This is a genomic window from Aidingimonas halophila (assembly GCF_900106955.1).
Classification (GTDB): Bacteria; Pseudomonadota; Gammaproteobacteria; order Pseudomonadales; family Halomonadaceae; genus Aidingimonas; species Aidingimonas halophila.
This window is the reverse complement of record NZ_FNNI01000007.1, coordinates 190,139-215,888: the sequence shown is the minus strand read 5'-3', so window position 1 is coordinate 215,888 and position 25,750 is coordinate 190,139. Positions and strand designations below refer to the sequence as shown.

Here is a 25,750-nt window from a genome sequence, read left to right as displayed (position 1 = left end):
GCAATCATGCCAAGGCCATTCTGGCTCAAGCGCTTCCAGGAAACCAGCAGGACCGGGACTCGGCAAAGGTACGGTACATGATAGTTACCCTCTCGCCACGGTATTCGCGATCCTCCAGCGCATGCCACCCCAATCGCCGATAAAGTGCCTGCTGATCCGGCGTGTAGAGATAGAACTTGCCATGACCATGTGCGCAGGCTTCTTCTTCGACGCGTCGCACCAATTGCGAAGCGATGCCTCGGCCACGCCACGCAGGCAGTACATAGACCGAGGCGAGCCAAGGGGTCAGATCACGCCGATCGCTCATGTCATCGGCAACCAGACTGGCCATGCCGATCGGTACATCAGCGTGCAGGGCGGCAAACACCGTGGGCACCCCACCTGAACCGCACTCGGTACGAAACACCGCGATGGCGGTGTCGAGGCTTCGCTCAGGGTGCAGATGCCCCCACTCGCCATGGGCCCATTCGGCCAGGGTCGCGACGTGGACTGAGTCGTCGCTGATACGTGCTATACGGATGGCTTGTTCCATGACGCCAGTATTCCTGGTTTGACCGCGTTGTTCCAGGGGGCTTACGCTCGGTGCGGACAATGCACTAGAAGCAACCGGCCAACGGCCGGTTCGTTCACCTCCCATATCCCGCATAAGGATACTGCAATGACGATCGTCGAAGGAGACAGGATTCCCGACGTCACGATCAAGACCAACGGAGCCGAAGGCCCTGAGGATATTTCCACGGGTGACTTGTTCGCCGGCAAGCGTGTGGTGCTATTTGCCGTTCCCGGCGCCTTCACTCCCGGCTGTTCGAACACGCATATGCCGGGCTTCGTGATCAATGCCGACAAGATCTTCGGCAAGAGCGTGGACACGATCGCCTGTATGGCCGTCAACGACGCCTTTGTCATGGATGCCTGGCAGAAGGATCAGAATGCCCGGGCCTTCACCATGCTGGCCGACGGCAATGCCGAGTTCGCACGAGCGCTGGGCACTGACATGGATGCTTCAGGCGGTGGCATGGGGACCCGCAGCAAGCGCTTCGCCCTGATCGCCAATGACGGTGTCATCGAGTACCTGGGCATCGATACCAAGGGCGTTCAAGAAAGCAGTGCAGAGACCGTGCTGGCTCATCTTTGAATGTAAGAAATCTCGTACGTCATATGTCCGAGATTTCTTGCAGAAAACGACTGAGAGCCCACTTAAACTAAAAGAGTGTGTGACTCGTAGGACATCGCCTCGAAGGTCTGGTGTGTGCTCTCCACTCTTGAGACGTGTCTCTTTTCCCCGGCGCCCCCGCCGGGGTTTTCTTGTCGTGCACTAAACATGGCGCAAAGCACCTTGACGGACGCTAAATGAACCAGCCGGCATCTCTCATTCGTCGAGGTACTGACCATGAAGCACACGATCGGCACTGCCCAACCGACTGGCCGCAGTATTGTGCTGGTGCCAGTAGGGATAAAGCAGTGTCGGTCGGCCGACTCTCTCGATGGCCGCGATCTCGTCCGCAGTCAGACGCAGTCGCGCACCAGCCAGGTTGTCCTTGAGCTGATGATCCTTCCGCGCGCCGACCACTGCAGTGGTCACACCGCTACGCGTCAATAACCAGGCCAGTGCTACCTGGGCGGCTGACACACCATGACCATCAGCCACGTCGATGAGCACGTCGATCAAGTCGAAGAGTTTGTCCTCATCGTGAATCGGCGGCTCGGTCCATCCCTGACTGAACCGTGTTCCATCGGGGCTACGCTGATCGCGGCGATACTTGCCCGACAGCAAGCCGCCGGCCAGAGGGCTCCAGACCATGGTGCCCAACCCCTGATCGACGGCCGCCGGCATCAGCTCGTACTCGGCGTCGCGGGTCTGGGCGGTGTAGTGGATCTGCTGACAGATCGGCTTGATGAAGTTGTGCCGTTCGCAGATCTTGAGCGCCTTCATGACGTGCCAGGCGGACCAGTTGGAAACGCCGTAATAGCGAATCTTGCCATCGCGCACTAACTGATCCATGGTAGCCAACGTTTCTTCCAGTGGGGTTCTGCCATCCCACTCGTGCAGCAGATAGAGATCCAGCCAGTCGGTGCGCAAACGTCGCAGGCTGGCCTCGCACTGACGCAGAATATGATGGCGCGACAAGCCTTCGTCGTTGGGACCTTCGCCCATCGGGAAACGCACCTTGCTGGCCACAAGCACCGAATCGCGTCGGTCCGCCAGCACCTCGCCGAGGATTTCCTCGGAACGCCCTTCCGAATACATGTTGGCGGTATCGAAGAAGTTCACGCCCTGTTCCGTCGCCAGATCGACCTGGCGCTTGGCACCGGCTACATCGGTGTCCCCGACACTGGCCATCTTGCCGACACCACCGAAGGTCATGGTGCCCAGAGTGAGTGAGGAAACGCGTAGTCCTGACTGGCCGAGATAACGATATTCCATGTAAATTCTCCTGGTTGATGATGAAACGGACGCTGCACTACCTACGCTACGCAGTCTCGACGCATACCGATGTCAGCCACCTCTGGCAGGCGGGGCCATGAATTCCGGACCCACCGGGTCCGTGACATGTTCGTCAATGAGGGTATCAATATCGCGCAGGTCGGAAGCTTCCAGCGTCCAGCCATCGATGTCATCCAACGGTGTCACCTGATCCGGCCGCCGCGCTCCCCACAGGGCGATGGCATTGGGGTGGGCGTCAAGCACCCAGCGAACCGCCAGGGCCAGTACCGGTTTGTCGTGACGCTCGCGGGCATATTGTGTCAATGCTTCGACCGCCGCGAGATACTGCGTGAATCGAGGCGCCCGGAACTTGGGGTCGGATTGACGCAAGTCATCGCCGGTGAAGGTCGAGTCCGCATGCATCTTGCCAGTCAACAAACCACGACACAGCGCGCCATAGGCCAGAAAGACCAGTCCTTCGCGCTGCGCATAAGGGATGATATCGCGCTCGGCATCGCGCTCGAACAGGTTGAGCGGCGGCTGAACACTGTGTAACGGCGCAACCTCACGAAACGCTTCACACTGCTCGGACGTGAAATTACTGACACCGATAGCTCGTATCTTGCCGTCGCGATACAGCCGTCGCATGGCATTGGCAGTTTCCTCCATCGGCACTCGAGGATCCGGCCAGTGGATTTGATACAGGTCAATCGTCTCGGTGCGCAGACGCCGCAGTGAGTCGTTTATCTCCTTTTCGATGCGCGCCGCCGAGGCATTGCGCACCACGCCATCGCTGCCTTCTTGCCATTCCAGCGCCGTCTTGGTAGCCAGGACCATCTTGTCACGCTGCCCGTACTCGGCAATCGCCCGTCCGACGATCTCCTCGGAATGCCCAAAACCATATACCGGCGCAGTATCGATCAAGGTAATACCGCGATCCAGGGCCGCATGAATGGTACGAACGGCATTGGCATCATCGGTGCCGCCCCATTTCCAACCACCTATCGCCCAGGTTCCCAATCCTACACGCGAAGGGACCAGCTCCGTTCCCGGGATTCTGACGCTCTCCATGTATCGCTCCTTTAGCAACAGCGCGTTTGCCAATTGCGATCAAGCGTGATGGACCACCGCATCTTTGACAAGCAACGAATTCTCGCCCTAGGCTAAGCTCAAATTAGTCTTGGACCTATCATGGTGCGTACGCTGCCTCCCCTGGGAACCCTTCACTGCTTCGAAATGGCGGCACGTCATGCCAGCTTTGCGCGTGCTGCCAACGCCCTCAACCTCACCCCCGCAGCAGTGAGCCAACAAATTCGTCAACTTGAGTCGCGGCTCGGGACGGCACTCTTCCTGCGTCATGCGCGCAGCGTCGAACTCACACCTGCCGGACAGGAATACGCCACAACCGTGGGCCTGGCACTCGACCAGATTGCCGCGGCGACAGAGCGCATCGTCGGTCATCACGTGCCACATCGGCTAACGATTGCGACCACCCCGGCCTTCGCTGCCAAGTGGCTGGTACCTCGACTGATCGACTTCCAGGGACGACACTCGGAGCTCGAAGTGCGCCTGGTGACCTCCAATTCACTGGCGGACATGGCACGTCAGGATATCGACGTCGCAATACGTTATGGCCAAGGGAAGTGGTCCGGGCTCGAGGCCTCCGAGTTGATGCAGACCGACCTGTTTCCGGTATGCAGCCCCACTCTACTGGATGAGCCACCATCGCTGACCCGGCTCTCGGCGTTGCGAGGGCATGTATTGCTTAGGCTCATGCATGATGAATGGCCCGCCTGGCTACGCCACATGGGGCTACTGGAAGGAGACGATTTGGAAACCGAGGGCTGGCGTCCCGGCCCTCGCTACCCCGATGCAGGACTAATGATCCAGGCGGCGCTCGCCGGCCAGGGCGTAGCGCTGGGACAGCGCGTTCTGGTGGCGGACGACCTGGCCACAAAGCACCTCGTGAAGCCCCTCGATGTCTCGCTACCCAGTACGTATGGCTATTGGCTTGTCATGCAGCCCGGCAGCGCCAGCCTTCCCAAGATACGTGCCTTCCGCGACTGGCTGGACGAAGCCGTCCAGACATGGCAAAACACCAATGGCGCGTGACGAATAGGTCATTAGTGACCTGGGAGATCGCACCGTTAAGTGAGCATCCGTTTTCAACGGGGCGGTATGGATGCCGACTTGCCCGATCGCCGCCCGCAAACACCAGTATCACGTAGAAGATAGTGCCGATAAACGTCATGATCAGTGGGTCGGTTTCTGCGCGCTTCATCGCCTTGGCTGCAAGTTGGTGCAATCCAGCGACCCGAAACGAAAAAGGCGAGCCAACGCAACTTGTTGACTCGCCTTAAAAATTCGGTGGCGGAGAGGGAGGGATTCGAACCCTCGAAGCCTTTCGACTTACGCGCTTTCCAGGCGCGCTCCTTCGACCACTCGGACACCTCTCCGTGCAGATTGTCGTTCCAGTGACCAGGGCGCGCCCGGCGTCAGAACGGCGCACATGGTAGCGAGCTAACCCTCGGATTGCAAGCCGATTTTCCGCATTGGCTGGTCAGCCTCACTGCCACTGCTCGACGAAGTCAGCTGGATCACGTTCGGTGAGTCGTCTATGGCGGCCTCCAAGTTGGCCAAGGTAGAGGAAACCGACGATCTCATCGTGTTCTGACAACCCCAATCCCTCCCGGACCGTCGGATCGAAAGCGTAATGGCCGGTTCGCCACATGGCGCCAAGTCCCTGGGCATAGGCAGCAAGAGAGATCGCATACGCTGCACATCCCGCGGAGAGCACTTGTTCCTGTTTGGGGACTTTCTCGATACCCGGTGCCACCTTGGCGATCACGGCAATGATCAGCGGCGCCCGTAGCGGTTTCTTGCGCGCCGTATCCAAGGTGTCTGAATCGATTCCGGGAGTCTTGCGTGCTTCCGCATCTGCGAAGAGTTCGCCCAGGCGCTCCAGCCCTTTACCGGTAAACTCGATGAACCGCCAAGGTGTCAGTTCCTTGTGATCCGGAGCACGCAAAGCTGCATGATACATGGCGTCGAGTTGGTCGCGGCTTGGCGCCGGCCCCGACAACTTGCCCATCGAGCGACGTTCTTGCAACAGTGTCATGGCATCCATCGGCGTCTCCCTGTGCGATGAGTGGCGAACGACTTATGGTGGCGCACTACTGTCGGGCCAGGCGTAACGACGCGGGAGGCGCCTCTCCCGGGGTAGCCCGCCATGGGTTGATATCCAGCCCACCCCGGCGTACATAGCGTGCCAGCACGAACAAGCGTGCCGGTCGGGCCTGTGTCATCAGGTCGCAAAAAATGCGCTCCACGCAGTGTTCATGGAAGTCCTGATGCTGACGGTAAGAGACCAGATACCGGAGCAGACCTTCACGATCCAGACGGGGTCCGCGATAGCGGATCAGCACACTTCCCCAATCCGGTTGGCCGGTGACCGGGCAGTTGGACTTGAGGAGGTGGGAATGCAGGCTCTCCTCAACGGTATCCTTACCGGCGGATAACAGGGTCGGATTGGGCGTGTAATCCCGGATATCGATATCCAACCCATCGAGGCATTCGCCGGGTAGACGCCTGGTCCCCAGCGATTCATCGTCGACGTCGAACAGTTCGACCGCAACCGACGCACCGGCGGCAGCCGTCAGGTCACGTACGAGCGTATCGTGCACTGCCTTGGCGTCATCGAATGCTGTCTGATTGAAACTGTTGAGATAGAGCTTCCAGGACTTCGATTCGATCAGGTAACGGGACGTCGCCGGCAATGTGAAGCGGGCAATAGCGACCCGGGGTTTGCCACGTCGATCCAGCCAGGAGAGTTCGAACGCCGTCCACTCGTCTGCTCCGATGAACGGCAGCGGCTTTCCGTCCAGATCCAGCGCGGCCCGGCTGGTCTCTCGAGCAATCGGATACAACAACCCGGCATCGTAGTGTGCCGGATAGTCGGATGCCTGCCCCAACGGCGCATTATGCAAACTATCGGGACGATCCTGAGAGCTCACTGACGAATCCCCTTGCCACGTTCCAGCATCCATAACCCCACGATGAAGAACACTACAATGAAGGCAGCGATGGCCGCCAGCGCGGCAACGACCGGAATATCGGACACCCCCAGGAAACCGTAACGGAACACATTGACCATGTAGAGGATGGGATTGAGCATCGACACGCCCTGCCAGAATGCCGGCAGCATATCGATCGAGTAGAACACTCCCCCCAGATAGGTCAGGGGTGTCAGCACGAAGATCGGCACGATCGAGATGTCGTCGAACTTGTTGGCGACCAATGCATTGATGAAACCACCGATCGAGAACAGCGTGGCGGTCATGACAACCACCAGCAGTGTCAGCAAGGCATGTTCCACCGGCAACCGCGTGAAGAACAACGACACTATGGTAACGATCACGCCGACACCCAAGCCTCGGGCCATGCCACCGATCACGAAACCGGACAGAATCACCCAGTTCGGCATCGGCGATACCATCATCTCCTCGACACTGCGCTGGAACTTGTTGGAGAAGAATGACGACGCCACATTGGAATAACTATTGGTGATTACCGACATCATGATGAGGCCGGGCACGATATAATCCATGTAGTTGAAGCCGCTCATCTCTCCGATACGCGAACCGATCAGACTGCCAAAGATGATGAAATACATGGTCATCGTGATGGATGGCGGCAGTAGTGTCTGTGGCCATATACGCGTAAAACGGCGGATCTCCTTACCAACCAGAGTCCACAATGCGACAGCAATCTGCAGAGGATTCATTGACGCACCTCCGCTCCCGGCACGGGTTCGACCTCGTCATCATCAATACGCACCGACGATGATTGCTGGTCACCGTTGTCATCTTCGACCATCGACACGAACATTTCCTCCAACCGGTTGGCCCGATTGCGCATCGAGACCACATTCACGCCTTGTTCGCTGAGTGCAGTAAAGACGTCATTGAGCCGCTGCCCTCTCTTGACGGAGACTGACAATTGCGATGGTTCCGGCTGTGCGACCTCGAACCCGTCAATGGTCGGCACTGTCTCTAAAGGGTGTGACAGGTCGAGCAGGAAGGTTTCGGCATGCAGTTGGGCCAATAATTGACGCACGCTGGTGTTCTGCACGATCTCGCCATGATTGATGATGGCGATGTTTCGGCACAGACTTTCCGCTTCCTCGAGATAGTGCGTCGTCAAGATGATGGTCGTTCCTTCCTCGCGATTGATACGCCGCATGTAGTCCCACATGCTGCGGCGCAGTTCAATATCCACCCCCGCCGTCGGTTCATCGAGGATCAATAGCTTGGGACGGTGCATCAGTGCGCGAGCGATCATCAAACGACGCTTCATGCCCCCGGAGAGCATGCGCGCACTCCCCTTGCGTTTATCCCACAAGCCGAGATCCTTGAGCAGTCGTTCCGCGCGCGGCCTGGCCTCTCGCAGCGGCATACCATAGTAGCCTGCTTGAGAGTGGATAATATCCTCAACCTTCTCGAACTGGTTGAAGTTGAACTCCTGAGGCACCACGCCGATATGATACTTGGCCCGGGCAAAGTCCTGGTCGATGTCGATTCCGAAGACCGACACCTTGCCGTCTGTCTTCTGCACCAGTGAGCAGACAATACCCAGTGTCGTTGACTTGCCGGCGCCGTTGGGGCCCAGCAATGCAAAAAAGTCGCCCTCGGCGACATCGAGATCAATGCCCTTCAAGGCATGAAAACCGTTACCGTAGACTTTGGTCAGCCCACGAATGGACAGCGCCGGTTCGGCCATCAAGGAGCCTCTATATTCCGTCTTCAAAACGATTAGGTCACTAATGATGCGGGCAAAACAACAGAAATCAATCCCCGTCGATACCGCCATCGACAGGACACGCCATCATAGCATTCTTACACTGAGAAGGGACGCTGAACACGTTGACTGGAGCGGGAACGTGATCGACCGGGTGGCGATCCACCGGGCTGGCGCACCAGCTCGCGACCCTCACATCGGCCTACTCACCTACCGAAGCAGGATTTGGAGCGGGAAACGAGATTCGAACTCGCGACCCTCGCCTTGGCAAGGCGATGCTCTACCACTGAGCTATTCCCGCATACTGGAAAGGCATAAATCGGATGGCGTCCCATAGGGGGTTCGAACCCCTGTTACCGCCGTGAAAGGGCGGTGTCCTGGACCACTAGACGAATGGGACGCAGACAAACACCGAGCTTGGAGCGGAAACGTGATCGACCGGGCTGGCGCACCAACTCGCGACCTTCACGTCGGCCTACTCACCTACCGAAGCAGGATTTGGAGCGGGAAACGAGATTCGAACTCGCGACCCTCGCCTTGGCAAGGCGATGCTCTACCACTGAGCTATTCCCGCGCATTGACCACTCTACCACCCGATGACGATTGGCGTCCCATAGGGGGTTCGAACCCCTGTTACCGCCGTGAAAGGGCGGTGTCCTGGACCACTAGACGAATGGGACGCAGCACCTCGCGATCGAGATGGCGCGTATCTTACTGAGGGCCTCTGAAGCTGTCAAGCAATGGCCGTAGCAGGAATTTGCGTCACCACCGACTACGCTGATTAATGTAACGAAGGGCTGGAAATCGTCCCGCCGTTCGTTGTTTGATGGGCAGAACTGGCGGTTCGCCGTCAATGCGTCAATTCATTCCGTTCGCCAGCAGCCAGAGGGTTTGTCATGCGCAAGAAGATCGAAAAGAGCGACGCCGAATGGCGCAGTCAACTCACCCCCGAACAGTATCGCGTCACACGCGAACAAGGGACCGAGCCCCCGTTCAGTGGTGACTACCACGTCAGCGACAAGCAAGGCATCTATCACTGTGTCTGCTGCCATGCGCCCCTGTTCGAAAATGAGCACAAGTATGATGCCGGTTGTGGCTGGCCCAGTTTTGATCGCCCGCTGGGTCGGGGATCGGTCGAGGAGCACTCCGATCATTCGTTAGGCATGCAGCGTACCGAAGTCGTCTGCGCGCATTGCGATGCACATCTGGGACATGTCTTCCCGGACGGCCCGCCGGACACGACCGGTCTGCGCTATTGCATCAATTCAGTCGCCGTTTCATTTCATCCCGACGAGTGAATAAAGCGAGTCCACGTCAACGGCCGCGCATCTGTTATGATGGGCGGCCGTTGCGTTATGACGACACCGACGCGTGAAGGAGCGAGAACATGCTCGGCTGGTATCCGGGACATATGAACAAGGCGCGACGCCAGATCAAGGAGACGCTGCCGGAGATTGACGTCGTGCTGGAAGTTCTCGATGCACGATTGCCCTACTCCAGTGCCAACCCCATGCTGGCCGAATTGGCCGAGCACAAGCCGGTATTGAAGATCCTGTCCCGCGCGGACCTGGCCGATCCGACACGTACGACGGAGTGGGTCGCTCACTTCGATGCCCAGTTCAGCACTCGAGCCCTGGCTGTCACGACGACCGAGGCCCGGGAACTGAAGCGTATCCCCAAGCTCTGTCATGAGCTTGCAGGCCAGGTGCGGGCAGACCGCGATGTCCGGGTCATGGTGATGGGCATTCCCAATGTCGGCAAGTCGACGCTGATCAATGGGCTGGCCAAACGCAAGATCGCCAAGACCGGCAATGAACCGGCCGTGACCAAACGCCAGCAGAAAGTTCGGATTGACGGCCGGGTCGCACTGATCGACACACCTGGCGTGCTCTGGCCCAGGATCGAGGATCAGGCATGTGCTTACCGGCTGGCAGCCAGCGGTGCGATCCGCGACACCGCCATCGATTACGTCGATGTCGCCACCATCACCGCCGCCGAACTGGCCAAACGCTACCCCGATGCGTTGACGACGCGCTACAAGCTTAAGACGTTGCCACCCTATACCCCGGATCCTCAGGCCGCCAGCGTGGATAGCGACGGCCCCATCCAGGTTGATTTCCTGGCCCGTGCCGGCTTCGACGGCGTCGCCATCCTCGGTGACATCGCTGCCAAACGGGGCGGGTTGCGCTCCGGTGGCGAGGTTGACCTGCATCGTGGTGCTGAAGTGCTGCTCCACGAGTTACGCGATGGCAAACTGGGTCGCTTGACCCTGGAAACGCCGGCGGATATCCCCGCCGAAACGACGGACGACGACATGATGCGCGACACCGCTCACTCGTGAGTACGCGCTCGCCACGACAGCCATGGACATATATCCCGACGCCCTCATGGATAGCACACAACTGACCAAATCCCACAAGCTCGAAAACGTCTGCTATGACATTCGCGGGCCGGTACTGAATCACGCCAAACGCCTGGAAGAGGAAGGCCAGCGTATTCTCAAGCTGAATATCGGCAACCCGGCCCCCTTTGGTTTCGAGGCTCCCGAAGAAATTCTCCAGGATGTCATGCGCAACCTGCCCACCGCCCAGGGGTATTGCGATTCCAAAGGCCTTTACTCGGCACGCAAGGCGGTGATGCAGGAGTGCCAGCGCAAGGATATCCCTGGCGTCGGTATCGAGGACATCTTTATCGGCAACGGCGTATCGGAACTGATCGTGATGGCCATGCAGGCCCTTCTCAACGATGGTGACGAGGTACTGATACCGGCTCCTGACTACCCGCTATGGACGGCCGCCGCCAACCTGTCCGGCGGGCGGCCGGTCCACTACCTATGTGACGAACAGGCCGACTGGGCACCCGATCTGGCCGATATCCGCGGCAAGATCACCAGTCATACCCGAGCCATCGTTCTGATCAACCCCAACAACCCGACCGGGGCCGTTTATCCCCCCGAAGTCATCAGGGAGATCTTGGCGATCGCTCGAGAACATCGTCTGGTGGTGTTCTCGGATGAAATCTACGACAAGATTCTCTATGACGACGCCGAACACGTCGCGACCGGCTCGCTGGCAGACGACGATCAACTCGTGGTGACCATGAACGGCCTCTCGAAGAGTTATCGCTGTGCCGGATTCCGCAGCGGCTGGATGATTCTGTCCGGTAACGTGGCCAAGCAGAATGCCCGTGATTTCCTTCAGGGGCTCGAGATGCTGGCCTCGATGCGGTTATGTGCCAATGTGCCGGCTCAACACGCCATCCAGACGGCCCTGGGCGGATACCAATCGATCAATGACCTGATCCTGCCGGGTGGCCGACTCCGCGCACAGCGCGATATCACGGTCGAAAAACTCAACGCTATTCCCGGCGTTTCCTGCACCGTTCCCAAGGGCGCGCTCTATGCGTTCCCCCGGCTCGATCCCAAGGTTTTCAATATCCACGACGACGAAAAACTGGTGCTCGACCTGTTGCTTCAAGAGAAAATTCTGCTGGTACAGGGTACGGCGTTCAACTGGCCGGACCCCGACCACGTGCGTATCGTGACGCTGCCTTGGGCGGAACAACTGGGCGATGCGCTGGAACGTTTCGGGCGGTTCCTCGAACGCTACAGGCAATAATGGAATAAAAGTCGTCCAGGTACTTGAAACACAAAGGGCTTGGCCGTATCTAAGCTATCAATGATCGCCCCCGCGGCGACTCAGGTACAGACCACAGCGGGAGTTCAAATCACATGATGCGAATCATTCTTTTCCTGGCCACTAACCTGGCAGTCATCCTGGTGGCCAGCATTACGCTGCGTCTGCTCGGCGTCGAGCCCTACCTCAACGCCAATGGGTTGAACATGAACGCGTTGCTGATCTTCTGCTTCGTGTTCGGCATGGGCGGTTCGATGATCTCCTTGTTCATCTCCAAGTGGATAGCCAAGCGAAGTACCGGCACGCAAGTCATCGAACAACCGCGCAACGCGACCGAAAAGTGGTTGCTCGATACGGTGGCAGAGCTTTCACGGGATGCCGGTATCAAGACCCCCGAGGTCGGCATCTTTCCCGCTCAGCAATCCAACGCTTTCGCCACGGGCTGGAAGAAGGACGATGCCCTGGTGGCTGTCTCCGCCGGTCTGCTCAACCGCATGAAACCGGAAGAGGTTCGGGCGGTACTGGCTCATGAGATCGGCCACGTCGCCAACGGCGACATGGTCACCCTGGCGCTGATCCAGGGCGTGTTGAATACCTTCGTCATGTTCTTCGCACGAATCGTCGCCCATTTGGTGGATAACTTCCTGCGCAGCCGCGATGACGGCGGCGGTCTGGGTTTCTTGGGCTATTTCGCGGTCGTGATCGTCGCCGAGATCGTGTTCGGCCTGATTGCCTCGATCATCGTAGCCTGGTTCTCGCGGTTTCGGGAATATCGGGCCGATGCAGCCGGAGCCAAATGGGCAGGTAGTGCAGCGATGATCGGTGCCCTCGGACGATTGAAAGCGGAAACCGAAATGCCCGACCAGATGCCGGATACACTGACGGCATTTGCCATCACGACAGGACAGACCCGCAAGGTGATGGAGCGGCTCTTCGCCAGTCACCCCCCTCTGGATGACCGCATTCGCGCCCTCAAGGAGTCTTCCTATCGGTGATTATCGTTGACGTGTGAATGCTGAATCCTGCCGCCGCCAGCCAGGAAGCGTAATCGGCGGCATCGGCGCCGAGTTCTACCGTCAAAGTAGAGAACTCTCGGCGCCTGACCTTTCCTGCCCGACATCCGTCGAAGCCTGCCCCCATTCCTCGCTTCCGGCAGGCCAGGGCCAGACGGTCATGATCACGCCGCACGTCATGGACGGCCCGCACACACAGCCGTAACGCCTCCCAGGGAGTCAGACCACCATCGAGAACCAGTCGGGACAGGCTCGGCGGCGGCGTCAGCTCCTCGAAGGCATGGCACTTCGGCATTCCCCACTGATCCGCCAATGCGGTGTAGATCATATGAGTGGCCCGCAGCTTGCCATCCAGGCTGTAACCAGCCACATGGGGTGTAGCGATGGCAACCCGTTGCCACAGCGCTTGATCGATATCCGGCTCACGTTCCCAGACATCGAGTATTGCCGTGATATCGCCACGACGGCTGAGTCGTCGCAACAGCGCATCACCATCCAGACACTCTCCTCGACCGGCATTGAGAAGCCAGGTTTCCGGTGCCAGCGCCTCGATTCGGGCGTCATCGAACAAATGATACGTTGCGTATCGTCCTTCAGGAATCAATGGCGTGTGCAAACAGATCACATCACACAAGGCAATCAGCGTATCGAGATCGACATACCCGTCGTCACCTTCTGCCTGCGCTCGTGGCGGATCACAGCAAAGACAATCGATACCCAGTGCCGAGAGACGCTGGAACAGCCGTCCACCGACATTACCGACACCGACGACACCGACACGTCGCTCGTCCAGTTCCGTCCCCTCGCGTTCGGCTATCGTCAGCAGACTCGACAGCACCTGATCGACGACCGCCTCGGCATTGCACCCCGGCGCACTGGCAAAACCAATACCGCGCGATGTCAAGGCCGTTTGGTCCACATGATCGGTGCCGATTGTGCATGTGCCGACAAAGCGAAGTCGTGAATCAGCGACCAGTGCATCATCGACACGCGTGATCGAACGTGTCAGCAGTACATCGGCATCGCGTACGGCACGAGCATCGATTTCCCGACCTGGCAAGCGTGTCAGCCGCCCCCATTCCCCAAAGCAAGTGTCGACCCCGGGGATATCTCGATCAGCGACGATATGCATGGCAGCCTCCTTGCGTCGGAAAAAGAAAGTCGGGTGGTTTGTGCCGCAACAGCGTGCCGTTACAATAACATGTCTCGATACCTGATGAGGCGTTCCGCCACCGCACAGCAGGAGCCACCGTGATCGTTCGCTGGGAAAGTGACCATGACTATGTGCTGGTGCATATTCACCAGGATATGTTCGGCGATTGGATATTCAGTCGTGCCTGGGGACAGATAGGTACACAGTACGGCGGCCTGCAACACCGTCTGGCCGATGATCACACCCAGGCCCTGATGTGGCTGGATGACGAAGCCACGATCCAGGCCTCACGAGGCTTTCGGAAGGTCTTGGAAACCCAGGACGAGACACCGGAGGGGCGGGATGCCGTCAAACAGCTCTCGTTACTCGATAGCGTTTAGCGTGACGCGACACCGGTAGACACGAGGTGTATATCCGTATCTACCGGCTCATCCCAAATACCGACGCCCATCCCGCCAATACCCACCCTGCGATTCACGAGTATCCGCTGTCACTGTATCGGCACGCAGGCAGCCCCGCTCAGCCAGCCAACCGGTCAGTCGCTCGGGGTCGAATCCGCGATCGAGTTCATGGCCATTCATGTCGGCCAGCACGGGAATGCGTTCGCCATATCGCGCCAGCAGCTCATCGTCATCGGCGATGTCCACTCGTTCGAGAGTGACCGGGTCATCACTCAGCCTGGCGAATTCCGCTTCCAACCGTTCACAGAGATGGCATCCCAGTGTCGTGTAGAGAGTCAGACGAGTCATGCCGGCTCCCGGTGGCGAATCAGGAAGACGTGATGAAGATGAGGATTGCGGGAGAAGTCCGGATCAAAGGTTTGCGACGAGATATCTTCCACCGCAAAGCGCTCGGCCAACTCGGGCTCAAGGCGGAATTTTCGTTGGTTGTTGGAGAACACCAGCGTCCCCCCTGGTGCCAGTCTCGCCATGGCCAGCTCAATCAGGCGCGGATGATCACGCTGTATATCCAGTGTCTCCGCCATCTTCTTGGAATTGGAGAAGGTCGGCGGATCCATGAAGATGAGATCGAACTCGCTACCGGCGGTTTCCAGCCAGTGGATGCAGTCATCACGCACCACTCGATGACGACTGGGATCAAGACGGTTCAAGGTGATGTTATCCCGCGCCCAGTCGAGATAGGTGTTGGAGAGATCCACACTGACGCTATCGCTGGCACCTGGGGACGTCGACGTCCCCAGAGCGGCATGCACCGTCGCCGCTGCGGTATAGCAGAACAGGTTGAGAAAGCGCTGACCGGCAGCCATTTCCGCCAGCATCCGGCGTACGGGGCGATGATCGAGAAAGAGTCCCGTATCCAGATAATCCTGCAGGTTGACCCAGAAGCGGGCCTGCCCCTCCTGAACCTGGAATCGCTCACCGCTGGTCCCATGTTTCTGATACTGCGCACTACCGGTCTGGCGCCGACGCTGTTTGACATGAACATGATCGGGTCGTACCCCCAGCACCTCGGGAATCACCGTGAGGGCCTCGTGCAGACGGCGCTGCGCCTGGGCACTGTTGACCGACTTGGGCGGCGCATACTCCTGAACATGCACACGATCTGCATAGACATCGATGGCCAATGCGTATTCCGGCATATCGGCGTCGTATAACCGATAGCAACTCTCGCCCATGCGCTTCAGCCACTTCCGCAACCGTTTACGGTTCTTTTCCAAGCGATTGGCGAACATGCGTGCGCCCTCACTGTAGGGCGACGCTTCTCCCGGTGTTTCCGCAGCCACCGTGTCCCCACTCATTTGCGCTTCGGGCACATCAATCAACAGCAACTTGCAATCCAGCGGCCCATTCTTGAAGGCGTATTGTTTGACAGCACGCAATCCCAGGCGGTGCCCCAGATCCGGGTTTCCAGTGAAGAGTGCCAGGCGCCATCCCGGAAAGATCCGACGTGCAGCTTGTCCCAACTCGGTATAGAGCGAAACCAGTTCAGGCAGTTCCCCCAACCGCTCGCCATAGGGTGGGTTGGTAATCAACAAACCCCGCGCATCGTCAGGCAATGAGTCAGGGCGCGACAGTGTCGTCAGCGACTTTCCTTGAAGTTCGATCAAGGCAGGAACCCCCGCACGCATGGCATTGGCCTTGGTCGCCGCAATGGCCTGTGGACTCTGATCGTAACCGAAGAGCCGGACCCGACAGCGCTTGCGCCCGATACTCGCTCGTGCCTCGGCCTCACGCGTGAGTTCGCCCCAGACAGCCGGATCGTGTCCCGCCCAGCCGTGAAACCCAAAACGCTTTCGACGCAACCCAGGGGCAATATCGGCGGCCATCAATGCCGCTTCGATCAGCAGCGTGCCGGATCCGCACAGGGGATCGACCAGCGCCTCCCCTTGCTTGGCTCGCTCAGGCCAACCGGCACGAACCAGCAACGCACTGGCGAGGTTCTCCTTGAGGGGCGCATGAGCCAGGTCGCGTCGATATCCCCGCTTGTGCAGGCTGTCGCCGGACAAATCGATCCCCAACGTCAGCCGTCCCCGATGCAGGTGAGCATACAAGCGGAGATCCGGTGAGCGCGCATCAATGCGAGGTCGTGGCGCACCGGCCTCATGTAGTGCATCCACCACGCCGTCCTTGACGGTCTGCGCGCCAAATCGGGTATGCCGGATATGGGCGCTCTGACCATGGAAATCCACGGCCATGGTGGTACCCGGCCGCCAATGCGCCGACCAATCAAGTGCGCCGGTCGCCGCCTTCAACTGTTCGGGACGCTCGATATCCTGTACCTGTGACAGGCACAGCACGATACGATTGGCCAGGCGCGACCAGAGACAGAAGCGATAGGCTTCCACCAGGGAGGCGTGAAGGTGTACCCCCGCCACCGTGGTCCGGTCGACCCGAGCGCCCAGTGCTGTCAATTCATCGGCCAAGAGGGTTTCTATCCCCTTGGGGCAGGTCGCAAAGATTTCCAGGGAATCCGTCGTTTGCATCATATTCATCAATACTGGTTCGGCCCCTGCTGTGGATCCACTCGCTGATATGTCGATTCGATAACGGAATCATTACAATTTGCTGGTCGACAGATATCGGGATCATGAGCTAAATGTAAAAGTGTAGCTACTGAAAAACGCATGCGCTCCTGTCCACGGACGCCCGAAGAGGTGTATGTCTGACAGCGGTTTACCCTGCCATGCATGTCAGACCGTGTGACAGCGTGTGACAGCGGGTTGTTATATGGCAAACAGCCGGAATACGACAACACATGGAGGTATCCATTCGTTTCGTGCAACCCGATACCCTTGAAAAAAAGACATTCATTGTCATCCATCAACGCTTCCTTCAAGAGGCCATCCGATGAAACGACAGAAACGTGATCGCTTCCAGCGTGCTTATGTTCACGGCTATAAAGCCGGTATTTCAGGCCGTTCCCGTGATGATTGCCCCAGTCAGGATATCAATCTTCGCGAATACTGGATGAGCGGTTGGCGTGAAGGTCGAGGGGATCAGTGGTCCGGTATGACAGGTGTATCCGGCATTCACAAGAACCCCATGGTGACGTGACACACCCTCATTTCCCTACGAAGGCCCGTGATCTACACGGGCCTTTTTGTTGCCGACCAACGAACTCGCCTGGCACAGCGCCCTTGCACACTCCCCCACCAACGCCGGCCCACGATAGATCAAGCCTGAATACAGCTGTACGAGATCGGCGCCCGCATCATGCTTCGCCAACGCCGCCTCCCCACTATCGATACCACCGACACCGATGATCGGCATATCCGGCAACTGCCGGCGCAATTCGCGCACTACGACATCGGAGGCCTCTCGAACCGGGCGCCCCGATAGACCACCGGCTTCATCGGCATGAACCAGCCCTGCGACAGCCTTGCGCTCAATCGTGGTATTCGTGGCAATCACCGCATCGATACCATGCGTCCTCAGCGAGCGAGCCACTAGCGCAACGTCATCGGCGTTCATGTCAGGGGCGATCTTTACAGCCAGTGGCACCTGGCGTCCATGCTCACGATCCAGTCGCAGGCTCTCGTCACGCAGCGCCCCCAATACGGCATCCAGATGCTTGCCGAACTGCAGGTCACGCAATCCCGGCGTATTCGGTGACGACAGATTGACGCTGACATAATCCGCATGCGCATGCACCTTGGCAAGACAGGTCAGATAATCGTCCACTGCCCGCTCCACGGGGGTCGCAAGGTTCTTGCCGATGTTGATACCGATGACACCATCGAAACGGCTCGCCTGAACACGGGCCACGAGATGATCGACACCGCGATTATTGAATCCCATGCGATTGATGATCGCGCCGGCATCGGGCAATCGAAATAGACGCGGTTGCGGATTGCCATCCTGTGGCAGAGGCGTCACGGTACCGACCTCGAGGAACCCGAAGCCCAGCGCTCCCAGAGCCTCCAGGTAATCGGCGTTCTTGTCGAGACCGGCGGCCAAACCGACCCGGTTGGGGAAACGCAGCCCCATCAAATCCACCGGGTCTCCGACCCGACCACCACCCAAGCGACCGGTCAGACCCAGACGATGGGCTCCCTTGAGCGCAGCAAGCGTGAGATGGTGGGCGGTTTCCGGATCCAGCCGGAACAGCAACGGCCTGAGGAGTCGATACATGACGCTACCTGACGGTGGGGTTCTGCGCAAAAACGGGTGGCGAGTATAGCGCAGTCTCACCACCCTCCGCGAATCCCTCCTGCTATTCAGGCCGTGAGTGGGTCAGCCTTCTCCATTACTTTCGGCCAGTTCCACGAGTTCACGGATGGCCACCGCAAAGAGCGGATAACCTCCCTGCCCGCCTGCTTGAATCTCTTCGTACAGCCCGCACCAACGCTGATACAGCGTATAGTGGCGCGTCAACCACTGATCGACCCGCGGCGCAACCTCCCTGGGGGCGCCTTCCATCCGCAATACACCGACGGTCAGCGCCAATTGCTGACGATCGAGATCATCGCGGAACGCCTCGCGGGCTTGCGCCTGCCAGCTATCCTGCACATGTAGCGCGTTGATCCGCTCGATGACCTGAGGCAACGCCAGACGATGGCCAATCTCGTAGAAGACCTCGGCAACCCGTTGAATCTTCTCGCCTGACTGCTTGGCTGCCTCGATGACGCCCAGACCGGAGTACATGCTCGTGCTGGATGCCACGGTAGCGGCCAACGATGCAGGCACCCCTGCCTCGACCAACTCGTTGCGACGCACTTCCCAGATGTCACGCTCTTCACCTCGTAAGCGCTCGTCGAGGCTCTCCTGGAGTTGAGACAGACGGGGAGCAAAATGCTCGATGCTATCCTTGGCGGTCAAACTGCTGCGCTGACGCAGGAACCAGCGCGTGGCGCGTCGCAACAGACGCATCAGATCAAGCATCATACGATACTGCACATGGCTTTCGACCTGGTTGTCGAGCGCCTCGATCTGCTCCCAGATCTCATTGAGATGGAAACTGTCACGGGCGATGACATAAGACCTGGCGATATCCGCCCGGTCATTGCCGGTGGTATCCATCAAACGACGTACGAACACGACACCCATATGATCGACCAGATCATTGGCGATCTGGGTTGCCACGATTTCACGTTTGAGTTTGTGGTCGTAGATCTGTTTCTTGAAGCGCTTGACCAGCACTTGCGGGAAAATACGCTCAAGATGCTGCTGTATATAAGGGTCATCGGGGACATCGGACGCAATCAGATCCCCCTTGAGCACACTCTTGGAATAGGAGATCAGCACCGACAGCTCAGGCAGCGTCAGCCCGCCGCCGGCATGGGAACGTTCCAGCAACTCCTCGTCACTGGGGAGGTACTCCAGTTCGCGATCCAGTTGACCGCTGGCCTCGAGCTCATTGATGAAGCGTCGATAAGGGCCCATGCCTTCTCGGGACAGGATCTCCGACAATGACAATGCCTGGGTCTGGCGATAATTGCCACGTAGTACCAGGGCCCCGACATCATCCGTCATCTGTGCCAACAACTGGTTGCGCTGCTTCTCGGTCATATCGCCACGCTTGACGATATCATCAAGCAGGATCTTGATATTGACTTCGTGGTCGGAACAGTTCACTCCGCCGGCATTGTCAATGAAGTCGGTATTGACGCGCACGCCGTGGAAAGCCGCTTCCATACGACCGCGCTGGGTCAGTCCCAGGTTACCGCCTTCGCCGATAACCCGACAGTTGAGCTCGTTGCCGTTGACCCGCAGCGCATCGTTGGCCTTGTCACCGACATCGGCATCGGTCTCGTTCTCCGACTTGACGTAGGTGCCGATACCTCCGTTCCAGATCAGATCGACGCTGGCCTTGAGCATGGCACGCAACAGATCATTCGGGGCCAGCTTGTCCTCTTCGATGGCGAAGACCTGTTTCATCTCCTTGGAGATCGGAATCGACTTGGCGCTCCGACTGAAGATCCCCCCGCCTTTGGAGATCAACCGGGTGTCGTAATCTTCCCAACTCGAACGAGGCAAATCGAACAGGCGTTGACGCTCGGCGAATGTCTTGGCTGGGTCCGGGTCCGGGTCGACGAAGATATGCAGATGATTGAAGGCGCCGACCAGGCGGATCTTGTCCGACAACAGCATCCCATTGCCGAACACATCCCCGGCCATGTCACCGATACCCACCACGGTAAACGGATCGGCCTGCGTATTGACCCCCATCTCGCGGAAGTGCCGCTTGACGGATTCCCAGGCACCTTTGGCAGTGATGCCCATTTTCTTGTGGTCATAGCCATTGGCGCCCCCCGAAGCGAAGGCGTCCTTCAACCAATGGCCGTATTCCAATGAAATCTCGTTGGCGATATCGGAAAACGTCGCCGTCCCCTTGTCGGCGGCCACCACCAGATAGGGATCATCATCGTCATGGCGTACCACGGCTTGAGGCGGTACCACGGTGTTGCCATCCAGGTTATCGGTGACATCCAGCAACGCACGGATGAATATCCTGTAGCAGGCGATGCCCTCCTGCTGGATGGCATCCCGGCCACCCCCTTCAGGCAAACGTTTGCAGACGAAGCCGCCCTTGGCACCGACCGGCACGATTACGGCATTCTTGACCTGCTGCGCTTTGACCAGCCCCAATATCTCGGTACGAAAATCTTCGTGACGGTCAGACCAGCGCAACCCACCACGTGCGACCTTGCCGCCACGCAGATGGACACCTTCAACCCGCGGTGAATAGACGAAGATTTCGTAGGCAGGGCGTGGCTTGGGCATCCCCGTGACGCGTGACGGCTCGAGTTTGAAGGCGATATATCCTTTGAGCTCACCATTGGCATCGGGCTGATAGTAATTCGTTCGCAGCGTCGCTTGAATCAGCTCCATGTAACGGCGAATCAACAGATCATCGTTAAGGCTGGCCACGTCATCGAGCAGCCGGTGCAGACGCGTCACGCTTTCCTGTATGGCTTCGGCACTCTGGTCGCCACTCGGATCCAGACGTAAGGCGAACAGATGCACCAATTCACGGGTGATGTCCGGATGATTGGCAAGCGTCGTGGAAATATAGAGCTGGGACAGACCGAAGCGGATCTGCTTGAGATATCGGGCATAAGCACGCAGTATCGCCACTTCCCGCCAGCCCAGATTGGCGCCGATTACCAGACGATTGAAGGGATCGTTCTCTGCGTCTCCGACCCAGATCCGCTTGAACGCTTCGGTAAATGAGTCGCGCATTTCCTGCAGGTTGACGACTTCACTGCCGTGATGCTCGAGATAGAAATCATGAATCCAGTAACTGCCATCACTGCGCTCAATCTCGTAAGGGTATTCACCAATGACCCGCAACCCCAGATTTTCCATCATTGGCAGCACATCGGAGAGTGGGATTGGACTCCCTTTATGGAACAGTTTGAGGTTGACGCTGTCGCCTTCTTCTTCGACCAGTCGATAGAGCGACATCGATAGCGGAGCGCCGCTGTCGAGTTCGTTGATGTGATCGATGTCGTAGACGGCCGTCCGGGCCGAAAAATCCTCACGATAGCCGATCGGGAAAGCGTCGCGGTAGACATCCATCAACCGGTTGGCCTGTTCTTCGCCAAAGCCTTCCACCATCGCGGTATGCAGGTCATCTCGCCAGTTACGCGCCAGGTTGATGACCTTCTGTTCGAGGCGTCTGAGATTGTAATCCACCGGCTCGTCGCCATTGAATCGCAGAATCAACTGGATTCTCGCCAGCACCGACTCGGAGAGATAAGTGTTGAAATCGCCGAAGGTCGCGTCGAGTTCGTCACAGAGCAGATTCTGGATACGTACGCGCAGATCGGTGGAAAATACGTCACGCGGTACGAAAACCAGACAGGAGTAGAATTTGCCGAACCGGTCCTCGCGGATGAACAGCCGGACCCGACGACGCTCGCGAATGTTGAGAATGCCAACGGCCGTATCGCACAGTTCACCAATGGAAGTCTGAAACAGGTCATCACGCGGGTAGACGTTGAGAATCTGACGTAACTGGTTTCCGTCATGACCTTTCGGATTCACATCAGCCGCTTCCATCACAGCGTCGATCTTGCGTCGCAACACCGGAATATGACGCGGTGAATCGTTGTAAACGGTCGCTGCATACAGACCGAGGAAACGACGCTCACCGATCACCCGCCCATCATCGTCATAGCGATCGATGGAAATGTAATCCGGATAGGTCGGACGATGCACCCGTGCATGGTAGGCGCTCTTGGCGAAGGACAGCAGTTCCGGCACCAGTACGTAATGTTCACCATCCACCCCCATGTCATTACGTATGCGCTCCCGGTAGCGGGGATGTTCTAGCTTGAAGACACCGAGTTCGCTATTGGGGACCTTCTGTAATTCATCGTGGCCATCGGTCTCGACCACTTCATACTCATCGCAGCCCAGGAACGTAAAGTTATCCTCGAGCAACCACTCGAGAAACGCGATGGCCTCCTTATGGTCGGCACTCTTGACCTGCTTGGGTCGTTTGGCCTTGAGCTCCTTGAGGGCATCATGGACCTTTCCGCACATGGGTTCGAAGTCATTGACCGCCGTGCGTACGTCACGCAGCACGTCATAAAGGCTGTTCTCGATATCTTCGAGGAGCGTCTGGTCGGAATGGCGATCGATCTCGATGACCATCAGCGACTCACGATTACCGGGAGCCTGCTTGTCTCCGGCACGTGTCAGGCGCTGCAATCGGTGCGATGCATCACGTTCGGTGGCCAGTACCGCGTTGTGAATGGCATAGACGGTGATACCGCGGCGATTGAGTTCGATGCGCACGGAATCGACCAGAAACGACATATCGGGATGCAGCACTTCAACCACTGAGTGGGTCGACTGCCAGCCGTGCTCTTCGAAATCCGGATTATAGACGCGAACCTTGGGCGATTCCGGATCATGCGTCTGGATGAAGTGCCAAGTGGACAGCGTGGAGCCATAGATATCCTCCACCCGGCGTTCGGCAAGATCCTCGATGGAAGCCCGTGAGTAGAGGATATCGGCGAAGACCATGATCGGTTCTATCTTGTTTTCGGGGAGTCGCTTCGCCAGTTGTTCCCTGATTTGCGCCAGAAACTCCTGCTTCCCTTCGATGGCAACGTGTTGCATCAATCACCTCGGTTTGATCCGACCGCCCTGCGTGCGGTCCTCGAATGGCAATCCGGCATACCCTGCACCGGTTCCGATGAGATCAAGCTTACGTCAGACGCGTGCCAGTCCCTACTCTATTGACCTTTTTTCATGGAGCATGTCAGTTGTGCATTGCCTCTTGACGACCATAGCTCGCTAAGGGCGACGTTTATCCAGGACGACACCGCATTCGCAGTGAGGTGTCCAGGGAAACTGATCGAACAAGGCAAAACGCGTCACTGCATGAGTACGCCCCAGATGCGCCAGGTTTTCCGCTAATGTCTCGGGGTTGCATGAGATGTAGACGATCCGGTCATAACCTCGCAACTGATCGCAACTTGCTTTATCCAACCCGGCACGCGGCGGATCAACCAGCACAGTACAGAAATCGTAGTCGTCAAGCGCCATTTCGGCCACTCGACGCCCCCCTTTATCCCCACGGAGTGCCGCTGCGAATTCTTCGGCAGACATCCTGGCGACATACGCATTGTCGATACCATTGGCCGCCAGGTTGATCTTGGCAGACGCCACCGAAGTCCGAGAAATTTCCGTGGCCAGTACCCGGCGAAAATTTTCAGCCAGCGCGACCGTGAAGTTGCCGTTACCACAGTAGAATTCCACCAAATCGCGGGCTTCACTCCCTTGAGTGACATCCCGTGCCCAGGAAAGCATGGATTGACAGATGGCGGCATTAGGCTGAGTAAAGCTGTTTTCGACTTGTTGATAGTGGAATTCACGGCCATCGACCCTCAGCCGTTCCCACACATGGTCCCGCTCCAGTACCCGACGCTGCTTACGGGCCCGGCCGATGATCATCGCCCCCAGACGGGTCTGCAGCTTGCGGGCTTCAACCTCCCATTCATCGTCCAACTGGCGGTGATAAATGAGAGTGATCAAGGCGTCGCCGGAAAGCGTGGTCAGAAACTCGGCCTGAAACAGCTTCCGGCGCAGCACGGTATTATCGCGGACAGCCTCCAGCAGTCGTGGCATCAAGTCATTGATCTGACGACTGGCGACCGGGTATGTATCGAGACGAATCACACGCTTCTTGCCGGGAATCTCCCGGTCGTTCTCGAACATCGCGTAGAACAGATCCTCTCCTTCATGCCATACCCGAAATTCGCAACGTTGACGGTAGTGGCTGGCCGGAGACGGGTAGACTTCAAGCGGAGGCGGTGAAAAGCGCGCAAACTGCTCGGTCAAATGCACTCGCTTATCATCGAGTTGTTCATCATAGCGGTCAGGGTCGACGACAGGTACAGCCACGGACAATGAATCTCCAGGAGTCATGAGGGAAGCATGGATGACGACAATGGGGGTATGGGGTCAGTGATGGTGAGCAATGAGGGGGCGGCGAAGCCGAACCGATGCAAGGCCCGAGTGACTTCAGGCGTCATGGCAGTGGTCCAGGATCGTCCCGGTCCGTTCGCCACCGCCGGTGAAGTGGATACCTGAGCCGTACGACGGGCGATGGCCTCGCCGGAATCCACCCAATGAATCAGCCAGGGAGACAACCCACTCAGATGCTCGCGCAGCAGTGGAAAATGCGTGCAGCCCAGCACGATGGTATCCAGTCGAGAGTCCAGCCATAGCGGTTCGAGGCTGGCCGATACAATCGCTTCGTCCATTGCTCGGCCCGCCAGCAGGCGCTCGGCCTGTGCGACCAGAGGATCGGCAGCGACTCGCTGCACTCGACAGTGCGCTGCAAACGTCTCGATCAGGTGTCGCGTATAAGGTCGATTGACGGTTGCCGACGTGGCCAACAGGGCGATATGCCCGCTCTGCGACAGCCGGGCAGCCGGTTTGATGGCCGGCACCGTGCCGACCACGGGGATCGCCAGATGGGCTCGCAACGCCTCCAGTGCCAATGTACTGGCGGTATTACAGGCAATCACCAGTACACTGGCCCGACTGGCCTCGACCGCCGCGTCACAGACGGCAACGATGCGCTCGACCAGCCAATCGTCGGCCTTCGTCCCATAGGGCAACATCGCATTGTCGCAAGTATAGGCCAGCGCCGCATCGGGGAGTTGCTGACGCAACGTTGCAACCACGGATAATCCGCCTACCCCCGAATCGAACACCAGGATCGGCCCGTCGTTCATGGCGACATCTCCCCGAACGTATTCCGATAGCGCACCAAGAGCACTGCGCGCATTCTACCCCAGCCCCCG

At 58.3% G+C, this 25,750-nt stretch carries 22 protein-coding genes and 5 tRNA genes; 8 read left to right on the top strand and 19 right to left on the bottom strand.

Annotation, left to right across the window (positions count from 1 at the left end; genetic code table 11):
• Positions 1 to 25 precede the first annotated feature (25 nt).
• Entirely contained in the window at positions 26 to 532 is a 507-nt protein-coding gene (locus tag BLW01_RS14580) for a GNAT family N-acetyltransferase (protein ID WP_092570986.1), read from the bottom strand.
• Between the two features lie 126 nt (positions 533 to 658).
• On the opposite strand from BLW01_RS14580, the gene BLW01_RS14575 reads away from it, so the two are divergent.
• On the top strand, positions 659 to 1,135 hold the full coding sequence (locus BLW01_RS14575; protein ID WP_092570984.1) for a peroxiredoxin: 477 nt from the start codon (positions 659 to 661) through the stop codon (positions 1,133 to 1,135).
• A gap of 234 nt (positions 1,136 to 1,369) precedes the next feature.
• Here the strand turns inward: BLW01_RS14575 and BLW01_RS14570 are convergent, their stop codons facing one another.
• Together BLW01_RS14570 and BLW01_RS14565 are read right to left on the bottom strand one after the other, a co-directional pair.
• A complete protein-coding gene (locus BLW01_RS14570) occupies positions 1,370 to 2,425 on the bottom strand; it encodes an aldo/keto reductase (protein ID WP_092570982.1) in 1,056 nt (351 codons plus the stop codon).
• Positions 2,426 to 2,497: 72 nt separating this feature from the next.
• Positions 2,498 to 3,496: an aldo/keto reductase gene (locus BLW01_RS14565; protein WP_092570980.1), complete on the bottom strand. Its 999-nt coding sequence runs from the start codon at positions 3,494 to 3,496 to the stop codon at positions 2,498 to 2,500.
• 120 nt (positions 3,497 to 3,616) lie between these two features.
• Between BLW01_RS14565 and gcvA the strand changes: the two genes are divergently transcribed.
• On the top strand, positions 3,617 to 4,537 hold the full coding sequence (gcvA, locus tag BLW01_RS14560; RefSeq protein ID WP_092570978.1) for a transcriptional regulator GcvA: 921 nt from the start codon (positions 3,617 to 3,619) through the stop codon (positions 4,535 to 4,537).
• Between the two features lie 256 nt (positions 4,538 to 4,793).
• Here gcvA and BLW01_RS14555 read toward each other — a convergent pair.
• The 9 genes from BLW01_RS14555 to BLW01_RS14515 all read right to left on the bottom strand — a co-directional run bounded on the left by BLW01_RS14555 (position 4,794) and on the right by BLW01_RS14515 (position 8,901).
• A tRNA-Ser gene (locus tag BLW01_RS14555) sits at positions 4,794 to 4,881 on the bottom strand.
• A 110-nt stretch (positions 4,882 to 4,991) separates the two neighbouring features.
• Positions 4,992 to 5,552, bottom strand: coding sequence for a nitroreductase family protein (locus BLW01_RS14550; protein ID WP_092570976.1), 561 nt, complete (start codon positions 5,550 to 5,552; stop codon positions 4,992 to 4,994).
• 46 nt (positions 5,553 to 5,598) lie between these two features.
• Positions 5,599 to 6,438 (bottom strand): NADPH-dependent 7-cyano-7-deazaguanine reductase QueF, encoded by an 840-nt coding sequence (queF, locus tag BLW01_RS14545; protein ID WP_229806469.1) that lies wholly within the window; start codon positions 6,436 to 6,438, stop codon positions 5,599 to 5,601.
• Complete coding sequence (locus BLW01_RS14540; protein ID WP_092570972.1) at positions 6,435 to 7,208, bottom strand: ABC transporter permease; 774 nt, start codon at positions 7,206 to 7,208, stop codon at positions 6,435 to 6,437. Before BLW01_RS14540 ends, queF begins: the two co-directional genes overlap by 4 nt.
• Positions 7,205 to 8,203, bottom strand: a complete 999-nt coding sequence (locus tag BLW01_RS14535; RefSeq protein ID WP_092570970.1) for an ABC transporter ATP-binding protein — start codon at positions 8,201 to 8,203, stop codon at positions 7,205 to 7,207. The genes BLW01_RS14540 and BLW01_RS14535 overlap by 4 nt, the downstream gene beginning before the upstream one ends.
• 244 nt (positions 8,204 to 8,447) lie before the next feature.
• Positions 8,448 to 8,522: transfer RNA gene (locus tag BLW01_RS14530), tRNA-Gly, on the bottom strand.
• 23 nt (positions 8,523 to 8,545) lie between these two features.
• Positions 8,546 to 8,621: transfer RNA gene (locus BLW01_RS14525), tRNA-Glu, on the bottom strand.
• Positions 8,622 to 8,720: 99 nt separating this feature from the next.
• A tRNA-Gly gene (locus BLW01_RS14520) sits at positions 8,721 to 8,795 on the bottom strand.
• Between the two features lie 30 nt (positions 8,796 to 8,825).
• A tRNA-Glu gene (locus tag BLW01_RS14515) sits at positions 8,826 to 8,901 on the bottom strand.
• Between the two features lie 216 nt (positions 8,902 to 9,117).
• On the opposite strand from BLW01_RS14515, the gene msrB reads away from it, so the two are divergent.
• From msrB to htpX, 4 genes are all read left to right on the top strand, one after another.
• The gene (msrB, locus tag BLW01_RS14510; RefSeq protein ID WP_092570968.1) at positions 9,118 to 9,519 is read left to right on the top strand and encodes a peptide-methionine (R)-S-oxide reductase MsrB; all 402 of its coding nucleotides are present in this window, start codon (positions 9,118 to 9,120) and stop codon (positions 9,517 to 9,519) included.
• A gap of 89 nt (positions 9,520 to 9,608) precedes the next feature.
• Positions 9,609 to 10,562, top strand: coding sequence for a ribosome biogenesis GTPase YlqF (gene ylqF / locus BLW01_RS14505; protein WP_092570966.1), 954 nt, complete (start codon positions 9,609 to 9,611; stop codon positions 10,560 to 10,562).
• A 46-nt stretch (positions 10,563 to 10,608) separates the two neighbouring features.
• Entirely contained in the window at positions 10,609 to 11,838 is a 1,230-nt protein-coding gene (locus tag BLW01_RS14500) for a pyridoxal phosphate-dependent aminotransferase (RefSeq protein ID WP_092571239.1), read from the top strand.
• Positions 11,839 to 11,951: 113 nt separating this feature from the next.
• Complete coding sequence (gene htpX / locus BLW01_RS14495; RefSeq protein ID WP_092570964.1) at positions 11,952 to 12,851, top strand: protease HtpX; 900 nt, start codon at positions 11,952 to 11,954, stop codon at positions 12,849 to 12,851.
• Here htpX and pdxB read toward each other — a convergent pair.
• Positions 12,829 to 14,001: a 4-phosphoerythronate dehydrogenase PdxB gene (gene pdxB / locus BLW01_RS14490; protein ID WP_092570962.1), complete on the bottom strand. Its 1,173-nt coding sequence runs from the start codon at positions 13,999 to 14,001 to the stop codon at positions 12,829 to 12,831. The two genes, htpX and pdxB, sit on opposite strands and share 23 nt — an antisense overlap.
• A 119-nt stretch (positions 14,002 to 14,120) precedes the next feature.
• Here pdxB and BLW01_RS14485 point away from each other — a divergent pair, with 119 nt between their 5' ends.
• On the top strand, positions 14,121 to 14,402 hold the full coding sequence (locus tag BLW01_RS14485; protein ID WP_092570960.1) for a hypothetical protein: 282 nt from the start codon (positions 14,121 to 14,123) through the stop codon (positions 14,400 to 14,402).
• 48 nt (positions 14,403 to 14,450) lie between these two features.
• Here BLW01_RS14485 and BLW01_RS14480 read toward each other — a convergent pair whose 3' ends face one another.
• Positions 14,451 to 14,771, bottom strand: a complete 321-nt coding sequence (locus tag BLW01_RS14480; protein ID WP_092570958.1) for a glutaredoxin family protein — start codon at positions 14,769 to 14,771, stop codon at positions 14,451 to 14,453.
• Positions 14,768 to 16,975 carry a bifunctional 23S rRNA (guanine(2069)-N(7))-methyltransferase RlmK/23S rRNA (guanine(2445)-N(2))-methyltransferase RlmL gene (rlmKL, locus tag BLW01_RS14475; protein ID WP_092570956.1) on the bottom strand — a complete coding sequence of 736 codons (2,208 nt, stop codon included), beginning with the start codon at positions 16,973 to 16,975 and terminating at the stop codon, positions 14,768 to 14,770. Before rlmKL ends, BLW01_RS14480 begins: the two co-directional genes overlap by 4 nt.
• 355 nt (positions 16,976 to 17,330) lie before the next feature.
• On the opposite strand from rlmKL, the gene rmf reads away from it, so the two are divergent.
• Entirely contained in the window at positions 17,331 to 17,537 is a 207-nt protein-coding gene (gene rmf, locus BLW01_RS14470) for a ribosome modulation factor (protein WP_092570954.1), read from the top strand.
• Positions 17,538 to 17,552: 15 nt separating this feature from the next.
• Here rmf and BLW01_RS14465 read toward each other — a convergent pair whose 3' ends face one another.
• The 4 genes from BLW01_RS14465 to murI all read right to left on the bottom strand — a co-directional run bounded on the left by BLW01_RS14465 (position 17,553) and on the right by murI (position 25,681).
• Positions 17,553 to 18,614 carry a quinone-dependent dihydroorotate dehydrogenase gene (locus BLW01_RS14465; RefSeq protein WP_092570952.1) on the bottom strand — a complete coding sequence of 354 codons (1,062 nt, stop codon included), beginning with the start codon at positions 18,612 to 18,614 and terminating at the stop codon, positions 17,553 to 17,555.
• A gap of 102 nt (positions 18,615 to 18,716) precedes the next feature.
• Positions 18,717 to 23,555, bottom strand: coding sequence for an NAD-glutamate dehydrogenase (locus tag BLW01_RS14460; RefSeq protein WP_092570950.1), 4,839 nt, complete (start codon positions 23,553 to 23,555; stop codon positions 18,717 to 18,719).
• 177 nt (positions 23,556 to 23,732) lie between these two features.
• The gene (trmA, locus tag BLW01_RS14455) at positions 23,733 to 24,842 is read right to left on the bottom strand and encodes a tRNA (uridine(54)-C5)-methyltransferase TrmA (RefSeq protein ID WP_092571237.1); all 1,110 of its coding nucleotides are present in this window, start codon (positions 24,840 to 24,842) and stop codon (positions 23,733 to 23,735) included.
• A 20-nt stretch (positions 24,843 to 24,862) separates the two neighbouring features.
• Positions 24,863 to 25,681 (bottom strand): glutamate racemase, encoded by an 819-nt coding sequence (gene murI, locus BLW01_RS14450; RefSeq protein ID WP_092570948.1) that lies wholly within the window; start codon positions 25,679 to 25,681, stop codon positions 24,863 to 24,865.
• Positions 25,682 to 25,750: the final 69 nt, after the last annotated feature.